Here is a 13644-nt window from a genome sequence, read left to right on the forward strand (position 1 = left end):
GAAAACAGATAAAGGGAGATTGATAATCATTTACCAGCCCTTCTCTTGCTTATTTTGCCAGTGGTGTTGTCTGTACTCCTTTGGTGATAATCCGCATTTTAACTTAAATACTGCTGAAAAAGCAGCATGGGTTTGGTATCCCACAATATTAGCAATTTGCTCTATATTTTTTCCAGTGGCAACTAAAAGCTCTTTAGATTTTTCGACACGTAAATATTGATAATATTCTGAAATTGTTTTATTTGTTATCTGTCGAAAGATAAAGGATAGTTTGCCTTTGCTCATACAGGTGTATTTTCTACATTCGCTGATAGGTAGGGGTTTCTTCAATTTTTGAGATAATAACGCTATTAAACCTTCAATGGCTTTTCTATCTGTATCTAAAATTTTGTCTGAATTTTTATAAGCATTGCGATTATCATACCATTCCACAAGCAATGCTAACATTTCTTTTATTTTAGCATCATAATACATAGCTATTCCACGACCGCTAACTGCCATATTTTTTATTTGGTTCAAAATTTCTTTTCCAGTATAGAAAGAAGTTGATGAACTTAAAAGCAATAAAGCTTCAAAAAGATCATTTTCTGAGACCTTTTCCATCTGCTTTAAAACTCTTGAGTAATACTCTGGCATTAGAGAAATCCCTATGCCTGAGACTTTTTTCATAGAAGGTAATATAAAGTTGAAAGCATTGCTTTACTCCAATAGCTATTTAGATTATTTTTTTAGTGTCCTCATAATCGATATGGAGATATTCTGGCTGTTGCCATCTAATCTCAGCACTATTATAAAAAAATTTAGAGGTAATTGAAAATATATTTTCTCTTGTAAAGATATTATAATATCCTTCACCAACGGTTTTTGTGGTACAAAAGAATAATAGTTGCCTACGGTTTTAGCATTGCAATCTAGATAAAATCCGCATTGTTTCATTTGCTGTAAAAATAATGTATTAAGGATTTTATTCATAATATTCCTTTCTTCTTTTTTATATTTTAGGGTACCACAAAATTTTAAAATGTCAATAAAAATTGTTCAAGCAGCTACAGGGAGAATAGTTAGCCAAATAAATAACACACAAATAGTTAATTAGTTTTTTAAAATAACAAATTGAATTATTGAACAAAAAGTATAATAAAAAATAAGAATGAGGAGGGATATAATGAGTAACATAGAAAATATAGTCCTTTGAATAAAGTAGTTCAAGATAATGATTTGGTTGGAGCAATTCATCGAATGAATAGAAATGAATTCATATTTTTTAAATAAGCTGTTAGTCAAATTAATACTGATAACCCTATAGAAGTAGCGAACGTTGAAAGTCATTAGTTATTGATTTATATGGAAATAGGAAAATGATGAGGTTATAATGAAATTTAATCTTGATTTATTGCAAATATTGCTAAATTTAAAAGAAAAATTCACGCTATATGAAATAGATTATCCGGGCTATTTAAAAAGTAAATGTTAATACGACTTTATTAATTGCTTAAAATGCAAGAATATACTGGTATCTGGGATGTTTCTATTGAAAGATTTAAAGAAATATTGGATTTGAAAAAATAAACAGATAGAACTGCTTCAAAAAATAGTTGAAAATCAATAATCAATAACACTGGAAATGAAACATTAATTTTATTTTCAACATTTAGCCCACCAATTAATTGAAAAATAGTCAAATAAAAAGTTAAGTAAAAGGATATTATTAAAAATGAATGATAATAAAACAGCGTATATACCAACTACTTATGACAAACAAGTTATGAAAACAATTCCTTATTATAATTTATTTCATGAAACCACTATTGATTTAGTTACTAATGCTAATATTAAAGTGCATAGCTGGTTAGATATTGGTTGTGGAACTGGAACATTTATCAAGAAAGCTAAAGAAATATTTGTTGAAACACAATTTGTTCTAGCAGACCCTTCAATAAAAATGCTTGACCTTGCTAGAAGTAAAATAAACAGCAAATCAAAAATTACCCTCATTGTTTCTGATTCACAAAATCTAGACTATAAAGATGAAAGCTTTGATGTAATCACAGCTATTCAATCTCATCATTATATGAGTAAAACCGAAAGAGTAAAAGCAATTAACAATTGCTATAGAATGCTAAAAAATAATGGTATTCTTATTGTATTTGAAAATATAATGCCATTATCTAATGATGGTGTTAAGATTGGACTAAAAAGATGGGGGAATTATCAATTGAGAAATGGTAAGGCAATAAATGAAATAAACCAGCATATTGATAGGTTTGGAAAAGAGTATTTTCCAATTTCAATCATTGAGCATATAAATTTATTAAATAAAGTGGGATTTAGAAGCGTTGAGATACTGTGGACTTCATATATGCAAGCACTATTTTATGCAATAAAATAGTGCGAATAAATATATATATGTATTGATATATGCTTTTTATTGGAGCAAACAGGAAACCGTAAAATGGTTACCAACATTACTTAACTAAAAGTAACTGCTGTGTACAAAGAGGCAGTTGCTTTTTTGTTGTTTTATTATGGCAACAATTAATGACGCAAAAGAAATCATTAGTATCAATGATTCAAATATGTTCATTAGCACTACCTCCCTCCAATTTACTAAATTGAAAGATTGTGAGTAACCGCTCAAAGCTCCTATATACTAGAGATAATTATAGTATGAAAATTTAAATATTTGTATAATTCAATCAAGGTATTTTTGCCTATTTTTCCGAGTTTTGCACCCAATAATGTATGATACCATCCATTTCAGAAAATGTACTTTTTGAAATAACTGGATTTCTCTTGTTTATATGTGTCATAATTATAACATAAATATTTTTGAAACGTTTTAGTTTCATTGTAGATATTTTGAAACAAAAAAGAGCCAATCGAATTGGAAAAAGAACATGAGATAATACTAATGAGACAATTATTTTACATACGCGTAAGTAGTCGGGATCAATCTGTAGAACGGCAAATTGCTGTAGCAAAAGAATTAGGGATTTCAGAAGAGGAGTATATTTTTATAGAAAAAGCAAGTGGAAAAGATTTTAAACGACCAGAATATCGGATAATGAAGCGAATGTTTCGAAGTGAAGATATTCTTTATATTCATTCTTTAGATCGATTAGGCAGAAATCAAAAAAATTGAATTATCTGAAAGCTTCTCTTATATATAATAACTGGAAAGTAAACATAATAATGGCAGTTAATGCTATGAATCAGTTAGGGCTGAAACGAAACACTTTTTATCGAAGATTTAAAGAATATGATGAAAATCTAAAAAATTAACCGGGAGTGTTTCAAATTTTGTGCAAACTTAAGTCACTCCCGTATTCATTTAATATGACTAGTCATTTTTCAAAGCTTAAGACGCCCTTTTTTAGCTTTTTTTATTAATTAAATATCTAATCATTTAAAATATTTAATATTTACCAGGGCTTACCAGGTAACTTTTCAAATTCATTTACTTGCGTATATCCATTAGTGTCAATAACAAAAGGTTTCTCTACCGTTTCATTTTCCTTAAAACTTTCAAAATAAATTTTATAAAGAGAAATGCCTTCTTCAAAATATTCTTGATAAAGTGGTATGCCTGTCTCTTCATCAACTAAAAAATTTACAGAAGTAATTATGTGAGATGTATCCCCCGTAGTAGTTCTAATACTGCTTGTTCCTCTAATTCTAATTACATTTCTATCAACATACGTTTCATTGCCTATTATTTCCCAATTAGAATCATCAGTTAAAAAAGAGTTAAGATCTCATTAAAATTAATATGATTTGGACCGATCGTTTTAGCAAGTTCAACATTATCTAATTTCATAATAGTAAACTCTTTATTTTTTATCAGTTGCTATTAATTCATTATTCAGTAATAATAATTCTCCAAAGTCATCCGAGCCATAATATTTTATGTTAGGTTGATCTAATCTCACTTCTTTTCTTGTCAATTTATAATCAGTACTCGCATAGTCAGGAATCCAATACACACCTTCAAGAGTATTAATTTTTTCAGCATATGTTGTCATTTTATTCTTAAGTTTTTCTTTTTCAGCAGCTCTTTTATTTTCATCCCTATAAAACCACCAGCTTATTCTCCAAAGCAGAGGCTCATTCCCAATTTGTTCTTCATATTGAACAGCAAAATAAAATGAAACTGTATTCTTCTTCCCTGGCTCTACAAACAATGAATTTTTATTGGAATTAAAATCCATTTTTCCATTAGATGCAATTAATAGTTGCTCCTTATCTAAAAAAGGAAAACTATCACCACCTAATAAAATATCATTTCCGCCTACTAGATTAGAAAAATCCATATTCTTATCTCCAGAGTTTTCTAACACTACATCCATCTTATATATTTACTGTTGGTTTTCAGTAGCTATTGTCTCAATATTACTAACCATTATTGAGCTTTGATTATCAATGGGCACTTTCATTCCTATAGTGTATTCTTTAACTTCAAGATTGCCTGTAATATCTTTATTTGCACTATATACTCTGAATAAAAACAATGTAATCAATAGCAATATAACTATTACTAATATTCCTTTTTTCATGTTTGCGCCTCTTAAATGATTTCTCCACAATCCATTGTAAATATCTTATCTGCCAAAAATTCTAAATCCTCACTACTGTGACTGGCAACTAAAATAAGTTTACCTTCTTCTTTATACTTTAAAAGAGATTGATAAATAACAATTTTTCTATCAATCTCCTCGTATAATGTATTATAGCTGATAATCAGTGATATACCCAATGTTACTATACACCACTATCAGGTGACCGTGGACCACCAGAATAACCATGTATAGCCTGTTTGACCTGGTGCACAAGCTTTTAATCTAACACTCACAGGATTTTGAACTCGACTTTGAGCATATGTTATAGCTTTTTGGCAATAAAATACAGAAGTAGCATTCTCTTTCCATCTTGCTTCATCATTACCTTCCATTAATTCCCCGTCATTAAAACTAAATTGAATCCATGTTTGGGATTGATTTGCAAATAATACGCTAGGCGTAAATAGTAAACCTATCAATAGCAAAACACTAAATGCAACTACTCTTGTATCATCGCCTAATTCGATTTTTTGAATATGCACTTAATGTACATGCTCATTTACCAAATGTTATCATTTTTTATTTTACTTGTCAATCAGACAAATCTGACATTTAACAAAAAACATATCCATGCGTGTAGATACGTTTTTTGCTTTTAAATTTTAAAACAATAATAAAAATAGTTAGGCTATTTATAAATGAATATAATTCATTGCATTTATATTTTACAATAGTTTTTCGCAAAAATACAATATTTTTCACTTAAGAGAGTAATATAATGGCTCGTCAGCTTATATTTAAGAATGTTATAGTAGAATCCAAATTTACGACTTTCGAATTCATCAATCCATCTAACGCTTAGTTCTTAGTTGATTTTGCAATTTTTAAAAGCTTAAAATATATCTTGTATTGTTCTGTGGATAACTTTTTAAGTGGGGTAACCCCTCCTAACTATCGCCATTATTCAAGTGACTATTCACTAAATGCCATTGAATAACTAGTTGAAAAATTTTATCCTTAGACTAGTTAGCCGAGCCTAACAATTATATTAGTAGTAGCATGGTTTGGTATTAGCTTCAAGGACTATGTTCACAGGATAGGAGCGTGTGTAAAGTTGAAAGAGAAGAAAGAAAAAGAGGCTTTAGCCGTCTCATAGAATTAGTAGCACAAAAACGTCTATTAATTATTTTAGGCTGTGTATTAGGAGCTGTTGCTACAGTCATTCAATTTTTGCCTGCAATTTTATCCTATTTGGCAATGATAACAGTAACGGAAGGTATGTTCACAACTGGAACTATTGATTTCGAATATATTAGTAAGCTTGCTTTTGCTGCACTGGGTTGTTTTATTGCTTATTGTGTTTTATTTTACTTTGACAGTATGTGTATCCATGTGGCAGCGTTTGATATTTTGTACTCACTGCGCATTAAGATTGCTGAGAAGTTATCACGCTTGGTGGGAATGGGCTATTTTCTGACGAAATCAACGGGTAGTATTAAACAGGTAATGAATAATGATGTAGAGAATATTGAAAAGTTTATTGCCCATCATAAAACGAACTTGCTTTTGGTTGTGAAAACCTAGGACTAAGCAGAGCTGAAATGAAACAAAGAATGGATTATAAGGTGAAAAGTCTTTGTATTGAAAATCTGATGAATCGAAATATATTCACTTTTTCAGGTGGCGAAAAACAGATGCTTTCCATTGCCTCTGCTTATGCTATGGGATCAGACATATTTGTGTTGGATGAACCTACGGCAAATCTTGATTCTTTTGCTACAGAGCAACTAGCTATTATGATTGACAGGCTGAAAAAGAAGGCAAAACCATTATTATATGTGAGCATAGGCTTTATTTTTAAAAGATTTAGCAGATAGAATATTATACATTAATGAAGGGCAAATTGAAAAAGAGTGGTCCAATGTGAGGAATTTGGGAATCTTACTAAGACAGAGCGCCAAAAAATGGGGCTAAGAGCATGGAATCTTAATAATATAACTATTACAGATGCTTAGGTTAATTCTAAAGATAGGGATTACTTTAATTTTCAAAATCTTACTATTGGATACAACAAGAAAGAACCTGTATTTTGTAACCTTTCTGGTTCAGTAAAGAAAGGTGAAATTACTGGGATTATTGGTCGCAATGGAGAAGGAAAATCCACCCTTGCTCGGTTGTTTATGTGGCTTATGTAAGGAATACTCTGGGAAAGTTTTTTTCAAAGGAAAAGAACTTTCTTTTCGAAAAAGATGTGGTGAGATATATCTTGTGATGCAGTAAACAAATTATCAACTTTTTAGTGATAGTGTCAAAGGTGAAGTATTGATGTCTTTGAAGGTAAGCAATGATACGAATAAGGAGGATCATAATGAACTTTCAACCTCGCTACTTGCAGCACTTTCTTTGGATAGGTTTGCTGAAAGACACCCCATGACCATTTCAGGGGGGAGAAAAATAGCGTTTGGCTATTGCTGCATGAATTGCACAAAATGCAAAATTATGGCACTAGATGAGCCTACCAGTGGCTTGGATTATACTAATATGTATAATAACGAGTTAAAGCTTTAATGGAGATGATGTTAGATAAGGGCAAAACACTAATTGTAATTACTCATGATTATGAATTTCTTGTCTCAACTTGCAACGCTGTAATTGAATTAGGGGGGTGGAACTATAAAAGATACTTATCCCGTATTAAAAAACAATTCAAAAAATTTGAAAAACTTTTTGAAATATAATAGAATTTTGGAGGAGTAAAAATGAAAAGTAAAAATGAACTGAAAAGTAAAGATTTAATTGTTGTAGCTATATTTTCTCTCTTATACAGTATATGCTTATTTATAATAGCGGGAATTGCTGGCATGATTCCCATAGGATTTATTATGTTTGGCTTAGTTGGCTTTATTCCTTGTGGAATTATTTATATGTATCTGAGAGCTAAAGCGCTCTAAAAAGCTATAAATTAAATACTTTGGGATATATTGTTTTTTCTTTGGCTTGGTTTTGTTTTACCAATGGTCATTATGAAAGACTGCTATATTGAATATGCAGCATTGAGAGGCATTTCGGCTGATTATATTAGTTCAATTGTAACTATGATGAATAGTCCTGTAGCTTTAGCAGGTCTAATTGGTTTTGTTGTAGGAGCTCATATTGGATCTATTTTAGGTAAAAGATTACTAAAAAACATTTTGAAAAAGCAGTTAATATAATAGTATATTTATTAATCTCTATATTTCTTTATGCGAAATCTAAAAAGAATAATAGGAAGCAAAAGAGAGGAGCTCATTAGAATATTAGCTAGGAAACTATTAATAGCCAGATTAAAAAAAGTAATAGTGAAATGACAAGGAGGGATAGGATAGATAAAATTATTATGCCATTTAAAGTCTTAATAATTTCTTTTTGTAAGATGGAAACAGTAATACTTTCATCTTTTTTATAAATAATATTAAGAAAATCCATATACATGGGATTTTTTCGAATTAATAGATTTAAAATGCCTATGAACAGTATTATTAAGCATAAGATAAAATAGAATCCTCCAATGGAGTTAGGTGTCATTGTATTCATTTTTTCTCCTATATAATTACTTTGGAATTTGTATTGCTAATAAAAGAATACATTGAATATAGATTCTTGTCAAAAATAGCTAAAAATAAAGCGTATTTTATAAAGTGAAAGCTACCCTTTAGGAGTGTAAGGGTAGCTTTCAGAGATTTATGAGGAAGGTAACGAGAGTCATATTAATTTTATAAATTATAACATATATCAAATAAAAAATGCAAATATGAGACAGTCCTTAAGGACTGTCTCATATTTTTGAAAATTTTATTAAAGGGTCTTATTCAATATTAGAGTGCACTTGGTTTGTTCTGTTTAGCTTTTCAAATAAACTTGCTAATATGAAGTAGAATACTGTTAGTGCTAAAGCCATAGTAATTGGGAAGATAATGGCATCACTATTCATTACATTATAGGCTATATTGTTAATCCAGTACATTAGGAATAGATAACCGATAATTTTTAGACTGCCATTTAAATAATCAAAAGGCATCCAAGAGCCACTGCTAAAGCCAACAATAAGCGGTATAACAATTGCTAGTATAAAAAACATATTATTTTGCTTTGGCAACAGCGGAGGCAAAGTAACCTAAGACTAAGGCTCCTAAGACTGTTAATATTTGTGTATCTACTGCAAGGGGTAGAACTTCAATATACTGAGGATTCATTATAGTGGAACCAAAATTAATAGTAAGTACTGGAATAATGAGGAATGTAATAATTCCTAAAAATTCAAATAGTCTAATTTGTCTAGGATTGTTATTAGCTAATTTTTGTCTAACAAGCACATTGCTTCTTTTGCTGTTGTTAAAAAGTATTACTGTAACAGGAATTGTTAACTTTACTAATAAATAAACATTAAAGTAGAGAAAATTTTTCATACCAATATCTTTGTTAGTCGATAGTACTGTAACATTATTACGATTGTCTTCGAGCTTTTTCTACTTCATCATAGTTTTGTCCAGAGGCAATGATACCATGATAACGACTGATAAATTTTTCTAGACTATCTTTGATTTTTCTTCATTAACAGTGCCATAATAGGTAAGCTTTAAGGGTGTTTGCTTTTTAATATTTTCACTAAATTCTTTATCGAGTATTAATGTATTCGTGGTATTAGCATTTTTATCTACTGTAGAAACTTGATAGGATTCATTTAAGTAGCTAATGAGTGCTTGGCTTTCTACTGTATTTGACTGATCTAAAATTTGTAAGTTTTCTTTGTAGGTTACTGCATCAACATTATTAAAAAAATGTTGATAACACTAAGGATACGAAGGCAATGCCAATGATATAGACAATATATTTTTTTAATCTTTTTAAAGTAACAAAATAGTTAATCATGTTTTACCCTCCTTAAAATATAGCTTCCTAAGAGTAGTACACTTGTTAAAATAGCTGAAATAATTAAAACATCATTAAATCCTTTATTAAAAGGCACACCTACTAAAGACATATTGTAGGCTTCTGTTAAAAGTAAATATTTACTCATTGTTAAAGGATTATAGTTTAGCATAAACTCTGAGTAGTTAATTAAGTAAATACCAGAAATAAAGCCAATAAGTGTGACTATAAAGTCTTCAATTTCAATTTTCTCACCAAATGGTCGCAAAAAGCTTCTGAGGAAACTTCTTAAGGCAACTGCTAAAACAGACATAATAATAATTAAAAGCATATAGATACCATAATTAAAGTTTGCTCGTTGGTTAATATTGAAAAAGATTATGCCGTAAATTAAAACCGTTGTTCCTGAGACAATAGAAAAATCATACTTGAGAAATTTAAAGCCAATGTTTTAGCTAAAGAATCACGACCTAATTCAAAGCGTTTAAATTGGCTTGAATCAGAATATTTTTTCAGTCTCGTATAGGCCGGCCAGCTGCAATAAATGGGGCCAGTAAACTCATACCAATAATCACATGATCAATACCAGAAACACTTTTTTGTTTTTTCCCATTAGTAATTTCGGTCCGTTCTATTGTGTCGTTTATTGGGTAAATATTAAGTTCATTTAAGGTAAATGAATCTTCTAAGCTATGAAGATAAAACTGTAATAAATCTGGTTTTGAGCTGGAATGAATTTCAAAAGTATCTCCAGCTATTACGTAACCAGTTAATTTATTGTCATTAAATGCTTGAATAGCTTCTTCCTTACTCTTATAAGTTGTAAAGTTAAAATTATCAGAGTCACCAAAGGACAAGAAGTAAGGGGTTTTTATTGTTTCTTTTTCTACATAGACAGCATAGCTATAGGTATTGTTAGAATATGTTTTAGGAATATCTTCAATGGAATTATACATTAATCCTAAACCTGTAGCCATTAAAATGGCAAAACCAATGCCTCAAAACCAACCCTCTTTTGATTTTAATAGGAGCTTGAAAAATAGCTGTATGTAGACTAATAAGTTAGTCACGGAGGCGGTTTTCTGTTAATTGAATAAATATGTGCTGAAGATTTTTTGCTTCCGTTTGGAAGTTTGTATAACTAATGTTATTTTCATTTAAGAGGGAGAGAATGCCTTCAACTTGAATATCTTTATTGACACCTAACTTTATTTTGCTATGGTCAAAATTAATATCTATAATGCCATCAAAGCTACTGAGAGCTTCTGTTATTTTTTCAGGCTCATCATAACTAAAAAAGCTAACGGTTAAGGAAGCACTAATCCTATCAAGGAGTTGTTCTTTAGTACCATAAGCAATTATTTTCCCTTGGTCCATAATAGCAATTTTATTAAAAAGCAATTCAACTTCTTCCATGTAGTGGGAAGTATATATTATGGCAGTACCATTTTTATTTAAATCTTTAACAATACTCATAATATTGTTTCTTGATTGTGGGTCAATAGCTACTGTTGGTTCATCTAAAAAAAGAATTTTTGGTTTATGAACAATGCCACAAGCAATATTTACACGAACTCTTAAACCTGTTGAGAGTTTTGATGTTCTTACTTTAGTTTTTTTCATCAAGACCAAGTAGGTGAATAACATTTAAGGTAGCTTTTTTGCTGCTTCTTTTGCCATGCCATTTAATCTTGCAAAATAATAGATATTATCATAAACAGATAATTCAGTAAAAATGGCAATTTCCTGAGGCACAATACCTATGGAATGTCTTTCATCACGTGTTAACTTATTAAGAGGTTTTCCCAAAAAAGTAATCTCGCCACTTTCATAGGCAATAGAGCCAATCATAGCAGAGATTGCAGTTGTTTTTCCTGTTCCGTTAGGTCCTAGAAAACCAAGTATTTCCCCTTCCTTAACTTCTAGATTTAGTTTATCTAAAACTTTTAGATGACCATAGTTTTTGTTTAAATTCTTTACTTCAATTACATTCATTTTTTCACCTCTCCTAAAGTATAGACTAGAAGGCTATATTACAGAAGTGAGGTGAAGCTAAAATTCAGATGACATTTGTCATAATAGCAAAAGCTGAGTTCTATCTCTCATTGCAGTCTTATCTAAGAGCTGGCTGACAGTATTTCTAACCGTACCATTATTGAGATATAAAGCATCAGCAATTTCTTGATTTGAAAGGCCCTCTGCAAGTAGTTTAATGACTTCATCTTCTTTTGGTGTTAAATTGAGAAAATCTTTTTTTACATAGAGTTTTTCTCGAATACTAGCTAACACTTCTTTTTCAATAATCACCTTATTATCTAAAACAACATTTAAAGCATTGGTGATAGAAGCAGAACCTGAGGATTTAAGTAAGTAGCCATCAGCACCATATTTTAATGCTGTAATAATATTTTGATCATCATCAAAAGTGGTTAGCATAACTACTTTTGGTTTTGTATCTATTTCTTTAATTTTTCTTAATAATTCTATGCCATTATCAGTTCCTAGACGAATATCTAAAAGTGTTAAATCAAGAGAATAGTTTTTAAGGTGGCTTAATGCTTCATTGGCATTTTTACCAGAAGCAACTACCTTAAAATTTGAGTCTTTTTCTATAAGCATAGACAATAGTTCTACAATTATTTGATCATCATCAATAATCATTATTTCGCTGGCTATAGGAATCAATCCTTTCGATAGATATTTTGAAACCATCATAGTTTCGAATGGTTATTTTAGCATTGTGAATCGTAAATCGGTTACGGATGCCCTGTAATCCCATTCCTTCTTTATAGGCTTTGTTTATAGTGCCATTATCAAAAAGAATAAAATTAAGGAAATTATTTTCTTCATATAGCAAAATAGTGAGTTTATTACCATTTGAATGTTTTTTATATTGGTTTTAAATTCCTTAATCGTCTGAATTATTTTTGTTTGCACACTTTTTGTAAGTTTAGAAAATAGGAGATAGCTACTAAAAATAACTTCAATTTGTTTATTTTTAGAGTCAACAAATTCTTTTAGTAAAGCTAAGTTAGTTAAATTATCCTTTGTATTATAAATACTGGACCTAATTTCTTTATGAATATCTTTTAAGGTTGCATCTAATTTTAAAAGAATATCTTCATTGTATTCTGCTTTTAGAAAATCTACATAAAAAATAGAACGTGTAAGAATATGACCTACATTATCATGAAGTGTTTGAATCATTCTACTTCTTTCTTTTTCAGATAATTCAAGAACTGTTTTTCTTATAAATTATAGTATTGATTAAGAAGCGCTTTGTATTGCGCTACTTCCTCTTGAGATTTTTTGTTCATTAATAAGTTTTTGACGTACCTGTTCAATATAGAGGATAAGAAGGAGTACAATTACTACAGCTATTTGAATAAGATTTGTATTAATTAAAATAATAGCATAGAGGGTTAAAATAGGCCAGTACTTTCTAAAACTACTTAAGAGGATTGGAAATAGGGGTAAATATAATTGTGGAATAAGGATTAGAAGTAGTATCCATTCCCCTTTTTCATTAATTAAGAGAAAAGGTATAGCGCCTATTACCGATGCCAACAAGTAGAAATTGTTTATTTCTGGTCCTAATAAAACAATATTAATATAAGTTAAGAGTAAAGTCCCTATTTTATAAAGAAGAGGAATAAAATCCTCTTCTTTATAATGCATTAATGGCAGTTGCATATTCTTTAGACTTTTCTGCTCCCTCTTTTAGCAGCTTAGTCCCTTCAATTTGTTTATCAATGTTATTTTCTTTTTTACCTTCAAAATATTTGTTAGTGCCATTCTTCAATAAACTCATTGATTTCTTTACGAGATTATCAACTTTATTAAATTTTTCTTCAGGAACTTTAAGATTTAAAGCTCTGTCTGCATTATTATTGATTTTTTTAACAATTGCTTCCATGTCAGCAAACCATTTTTCATCTACAGGTTTTTTCTTCTAATTTGTTTAAAGCTTGTATTTGCTGAGATAAATCTAAAGTAATTTCATTTATATCTGTAAAATATGCACTCTGTTCTTCACTATTACATCCAACACCTATAAAGAGTATCATTGGAATGAGTAAGAGAAATAGTAATTTATTCTTCATAAATACGCCTCCTTTAAATTACATAATTTCCTCTATATTATATCATATATACTAATATAAAAAAATAGGCCGGTTTT

22 protein-coding genes and 2 pseudogenes are annotated in these 13644 nt (G+C 29.8%); 8 read left to right on the forward strand and 16 right to left on the reverse strand.

From position 1 onward, the window contains the following. Window positions 1–30 precede the first annotated feature (30 nt). The gene (locus AZF37_RS00190; protein WP_088369055.1) at window positions 31–669 is read right to left on the reverse strand and encodes a helix-turn-helix domain-containing protein; all 639 of its coding nucleotides are present in this window, start codon (window positions 667–669) and stop codon (window positions 31–33) included. A 700-nt stretch (window positions 670–1369) separates the two neighbouring features. Here AZF37_RS00190 and AZF37_RS12950 point away from each other — a divergent pair. Together AZF37_RS12950 and AZF37_RS00200 are read left to right on the forward strand one after the other, a co-directional pair. Continuing rightward, window positions 1370–1474 (forward strand): hypothetical protein, encoded by a 105-nt coding sequence (locus tag AZF37_RS12950; protein ID WP_425425473.1) that lies wholly within the window; start codon window positions 1370–1372, stop codon window positions 1472–1474. Between the two features lie 240 nt (window positions 1475–1714). Then, a complete protein-coding gene (locus AZF37_RS00200; protein ID WP_088369057.1) occupies window positions 1715–2389 on the forward strand; it encodes a class I SAM-dependent methyltransferase in 675 nt (224 codons plus the stop codon). A gap of 84 nt (window positions 2390–2473) precedes the next feature. On the opposite strand, the gene AZF37_RS12955 is transcribed toward AZF37_RS00200, so the two are convergent. Beyond that, window positions 2474–2584, reverse strand: a complete 111-nt coding sequence (locus tag AZF37_RS12955) for a putative holin-like toxin (protein ID WP_425425432.1) — start codon at window positions 2582–2584, stop codon at window positions 2474–2476. A gap of 327 nt (window positions 2585–2911) precedes the next feature. Here AZF37_RS12955 and AZF37_RS10095 point away from each other — a divergent pair. Further along, window positions 2912–3282, forward strand: a pseudogene (locus tag AZF37_RS10095) (recombinase family protein). 548 nt (window positions 3283–3830) lie between these two features. On the opposite strand, the gene AZF37_RS00210 reads toward AZF37_RS10095, so the two are convergent. Genes AZF37_RS00210 through AZF37_RS00225 form a run of 4 tightly spaced genes read right to left on the reverse strand, consistent with a single transcriptional unit; the run spans window position 3831 to window position 5098 of the window. Beyond that, the gene (locus AZF37_RS00210; protein ID WP_162473747.1) at window positions 3831–4337 is read right to left on the reverse strand and encodes a hypothetical protein; all 507 of its coding nucleotides are present in this window, start codon (window positions 4335–4337) and stop codon (window positions 3831–3833) included. Window positions 4338–4355: 18 nt separating this feature from the next. Further along, window positions 4356–4553 carry a hypothetical protein gene (locus AZF37_RS00215; protein ID WP_088369059.1) on the reverse strand — a complete coding sequence of 66 codons (198 nt, stop codon included), beginning with the start codon at window positions 4551–4553 and terminating at the stop codon, window positions 4356–4358. 11 nt (window positions 4554–4564) lie between these two features. Continuing rightward, window positions 4565–4753, reverse strand: a complete 189-nt coding sequence (locus tag AZF37_RS00220; protein ID WP_088369060.1) for a P-loop NTPase family protein — start codon at window positions 4751–4753, stop codon at window positions 4565–4567. Window positions 4754–4771: 18 nt separating this feature from the next. Next, a complete protein-coding gene (locus tag AZF37_RS00225) occupies window positions 4772–5098 on the reverse strand; it encodes a hypothetical protein (RefSeq protein WP_088369061.1) in 327 nt (108 codons plus the stop codon). Between the two features lie 562 nt (window positions 5099–5660). Here AZF37_RS00225 and AZF37_RS00230 point away from each other — a divergent pair. From AZF37_RS00230 to AZF37_RS00255, 5 genes are all read left to right on the forward strand, one after another. After that, the gene (locus AZF37_RS00230; RefSeq protein ID WP_088369062.1) at window positions 5661–6140 is read left to right on the forward strand and encodes an ABC transporter transmembrane domain-containing protein; all 480 of its coding nucleotides are present in this window, start codon (window positions 5661–5663) and stop codon (window positions 6138–6140) included. A gap of 17 nt (window positions 6141–6157) precedes the next feature. Further along, window positions 6158–6433, forward strand: coding sequence for an ATP-binding cassette domain-containing protein (locus AZF37_RS00235; protein ID WP_088369063.1), 276 nt, complete (start codon window positions 6158–6160; stop codon window positions 6431–6433). 183 nt (window positions 6434–6616) lie between these two features. After that, window positions 6617–6751, forward strand: a complete 135-nt coding sequence (locus AZF37_RS12960) for an ATP-binding cassette domain-containing protein (protein ID WP_088370633.1) — start codon at window positions 6617–6619, stop codon at window positions 6749–6751. A gap of 564 nt (window positions 6752–7315) precedes the next feature. Further along, window positions 7316–7507 (forward strand): MptD family putative ECF transporter S component, encoded by a 192-nt coding sequence (locus tag AZF37_RS00250; protein ID WP_088369065.1) that lies wholly within the window; start codon window positions 7316–7318, stop codon window positions 7505–7507. 30 nt (window positions 7508–7537) lie between these two features. After that, window positions 7538–7768: an MptD family putative ECF transporter S component gene (locus AZF37_RS00255; protein ID WP_088369066.1), complete on the forward strand. Its 231-nt coding sequence runs from the start codon at window positions 7538–7540 to the stop codon at window positions 7766–7768. Window positions 7769–8400: 632 nt separating this feature from the next. Here the strand turns inward: AZF37_RS00255 and AZF37_RS00265 are convergent. The 10 genes and pseudogenes from AZF37_RS00265 to AZF37_RS10105 form a co-directional block, all read right to left on the reverse strand. Then, window positions 8401–8673 carry a hypothetical protein gene (locus tag AZF37_RS00265; protein ID WP_162473750.1) on the reverse strand — a complete coding sequence of 91 codons (273 nt, stop codon included), beginning with the start codon at window positions 8671–8673 and terminating at the stop codon, window positions 8401–8403. A 1-nt stretch (window position 8674) separates the two neighbouring features. Beyond that, a complete protein-coding gene (locus AZF37_RS00270) occupies window positions 8675–9001 on the reverse strand; it encodes a hypothetical protein (protein ID WP_088369069.1) in 327 nt (108 codons plus the stop codon). 455 nt (window positions 9002–9456) lie between these two features. Continuing rightward, window positions 9457–9795 (reverse strand): hypothetical protein, encoded by a 339-nt coding sequence (locus tag AZF37_RS00275; protein WP_088369070.1) that lies wholly within the window; start codon window positions 9793–9795, stop codon window positions 9457–9459. A 181-nt stretch (window positions 9796–9976) separates the two neighbouring features. Further along, a complete protein-coding gene (locus AZF37_RS00280) occupies window positions 9977–10441 on the reverse strand; it encodes a hypothetical protein (protein WP_088369071.1) in 465 nt (154 codons plus the stop codon). 85 nt (window positions 10442–10526) lie between these two features. Then, a pseudogene (locus AZF37_RS11090) lies at window positions 10527–11459 on the reverse strand (ABC transporter ATP-binding protein). Window positions 11460–11537: 78 nt separating this feature from the next. Then, the gene (locus AZF37_RS00295) at window positions 11538–12179 is read right to left on the reverse strand and encodes a response regulator (protein WP_088369074.1); all 642 of its coding nucleotides are present in this window, start codon (window positions 12177–12179) and stop codon (window positions 11538–11540) included. Between the two features lie 84 nt (window positions 12180–12263). Then, window positions 12264–12671 carry a hypothetical protein gene (locus tag AZF37_RS00300; protein WP_088369075.1) on the reverse strand — a complete coding sequence of 136 codons (408 nt, stop codon included), beginning with the start codon at window positions 12669–12671 and terminating at the stop codon, window positions 12264–12266. Window positions 12672–12731: 60 nt separating this feature from the next. Then, window positions 12732–13142 carry a hypothetical protein gene (locus AZF37_RS00305; RefSeq protein ID WP_088369076.1) on the reverse strand — a complete coding sequence of 137 codons (411 nt, stop codon included), beginning with the start codon at window positions 13140–13142 and terminating at the stop codon, window positions 12732–12734. Further along, window positions 13132–13380 (reverse strand): hypothetical protein, encoded by a 249-nt coding sequence (locus tag AZF37_RS00310; protein ID WP_088369077.1) that lies wholly within the window; start codon window positions 13378–13380, stop codon window positions 13132–13134. Before AZF37_RS00310 ends, AZF37_RS00305 begins: the two co-directional genes overlap by 11 nt. A 16-nt stretch (window positions 13381–13396) precedes the next feature. Further along, complete coding sequence (locus AZF37_RS10105; RefSeq protein ID WP_162473752.1) at window positions 13397–13567, reverse strand: hypothetical protein; 171 nt, start codon at window positions 13565–13567, stop codon at window positions 13397–13399. Window positions 13568–13644 lie beyond the last annotated feature (77 nt).

The organism is endosymbiont 'TC1' of Trimyema compressum (genome assembly GCF_001584725.1).
Classification (GTDB): Bacteria; Bacillota; TC1; order TC1; family TC1; genus TC1.

Excerpts from the sequence above, each read along its gene's own strand:
- AZF37_RS00250 (WP_088369065.1), top strand. The coding sequence starts at position 7,316 with ATGAAAAGTAAAAATGAACTGAAAAGTAAAGATTTAATTGTTGTAGCT.
- AZF37_RS00305 (WP_088369076.1), bottom strand. The coding sequence starts at position 13,142 with ATGCATTATAAAGAAGAGGATTTTATTCCTCTTCTTTATAAAATAGGG.
- AZF37_RS00200 (WP_088369057.1), top strand. The coding sequence starts at position 1,715 with ATGAATGATAATAAAACAGCGTATATACCAACTACTTATGACAAACAA.
- AZF37_RS00215 (WP_088369059.1), bottom strand. The coding sequence starts at position 4,553 with ATGAAAAAAGGAATATTAGTAATAGTTATATTGCTATTGATTACATTG.
- AZF37_RS00295 (WP_088369074.1), bottom strand. The coding sequence starts at position 12,179 with ATGATGGTTTCAAAATATCTATCGAAAGGATTGATTCCTATAGCCAGC.
- AZF37_RS00190 (WP_088369055.1), bottom strand. The coding sequence starts at position 669 with ATGAAAAAAGTCTCAGGCATAGGGATTTCTCTAATGCCAGAGTATTAC.
- AZF37_RS00275 (WP_088369070.1), bottom strand. The coding sequence starts at position 9,795 with ATGCTTTTAATTATTATTATGTCTGTTTTAGCAGTTGCCTTAAGAAGT.
- AZF37_RS00270 (WP_088369069.1), bottom strand. The coding sequence starts at position 9,001 with ATGAAAAATTTTCTCTACTTTAATGTTTATTTATTAGTAAAGTTAACA.
- AZF37_RS10105 (WP_162473752.1), bottom strand. The coding sequence starts at position 13,567 with ATGAAGAATAAATTACTATTTCTCTTACTCATTCCAATGATACTCTTT.
- AZF37_RS00235 (WP_088369063.1), top strand. The coding sequence starts at position 6,158 with ATGAAACAAAGAATGGATTATAAGGTGAAAAGTCTTTGTATTGAAAAT.
- AZF37_RS00265 (WP_162473750.1), bottom strand. The coding sequence starts at position 8,673 with ATGTTTTTTATACTAGCAATTGTTATACCGCTTATTGTTGGCTTTAGC.
- AZF37_RS12955 (WP_425425432.1), bottom strand. The coding sequence starts at position 2,584 with ATGAACATATTTGAATCATTGATACTAATGATTTCTTTTGCGTCATTA.
- AZF37_RS00300 (WP_088369075.1), bottom strand. The coding sequence starts at position 12,671 with ATGATTCAAACACTTCATGATAATGTAGGTCATATTCTTACACGTTCT.
- AZF37_RS00280 (WP_088369071.1), bottom strand. The coding sequence starts at position 10,441 with ATGGCTACAGGTTTAGGATTAATGTATAATTCCATTGAAGATATTCCT.
- AZF37_RS00310 (WP_088369077.1), bottom strand. The coding sequence starts at position 13,380 with ATGGAAGCAATTGTTAAAAAAATCAATAATAATGCAGACAGAGCTTTA.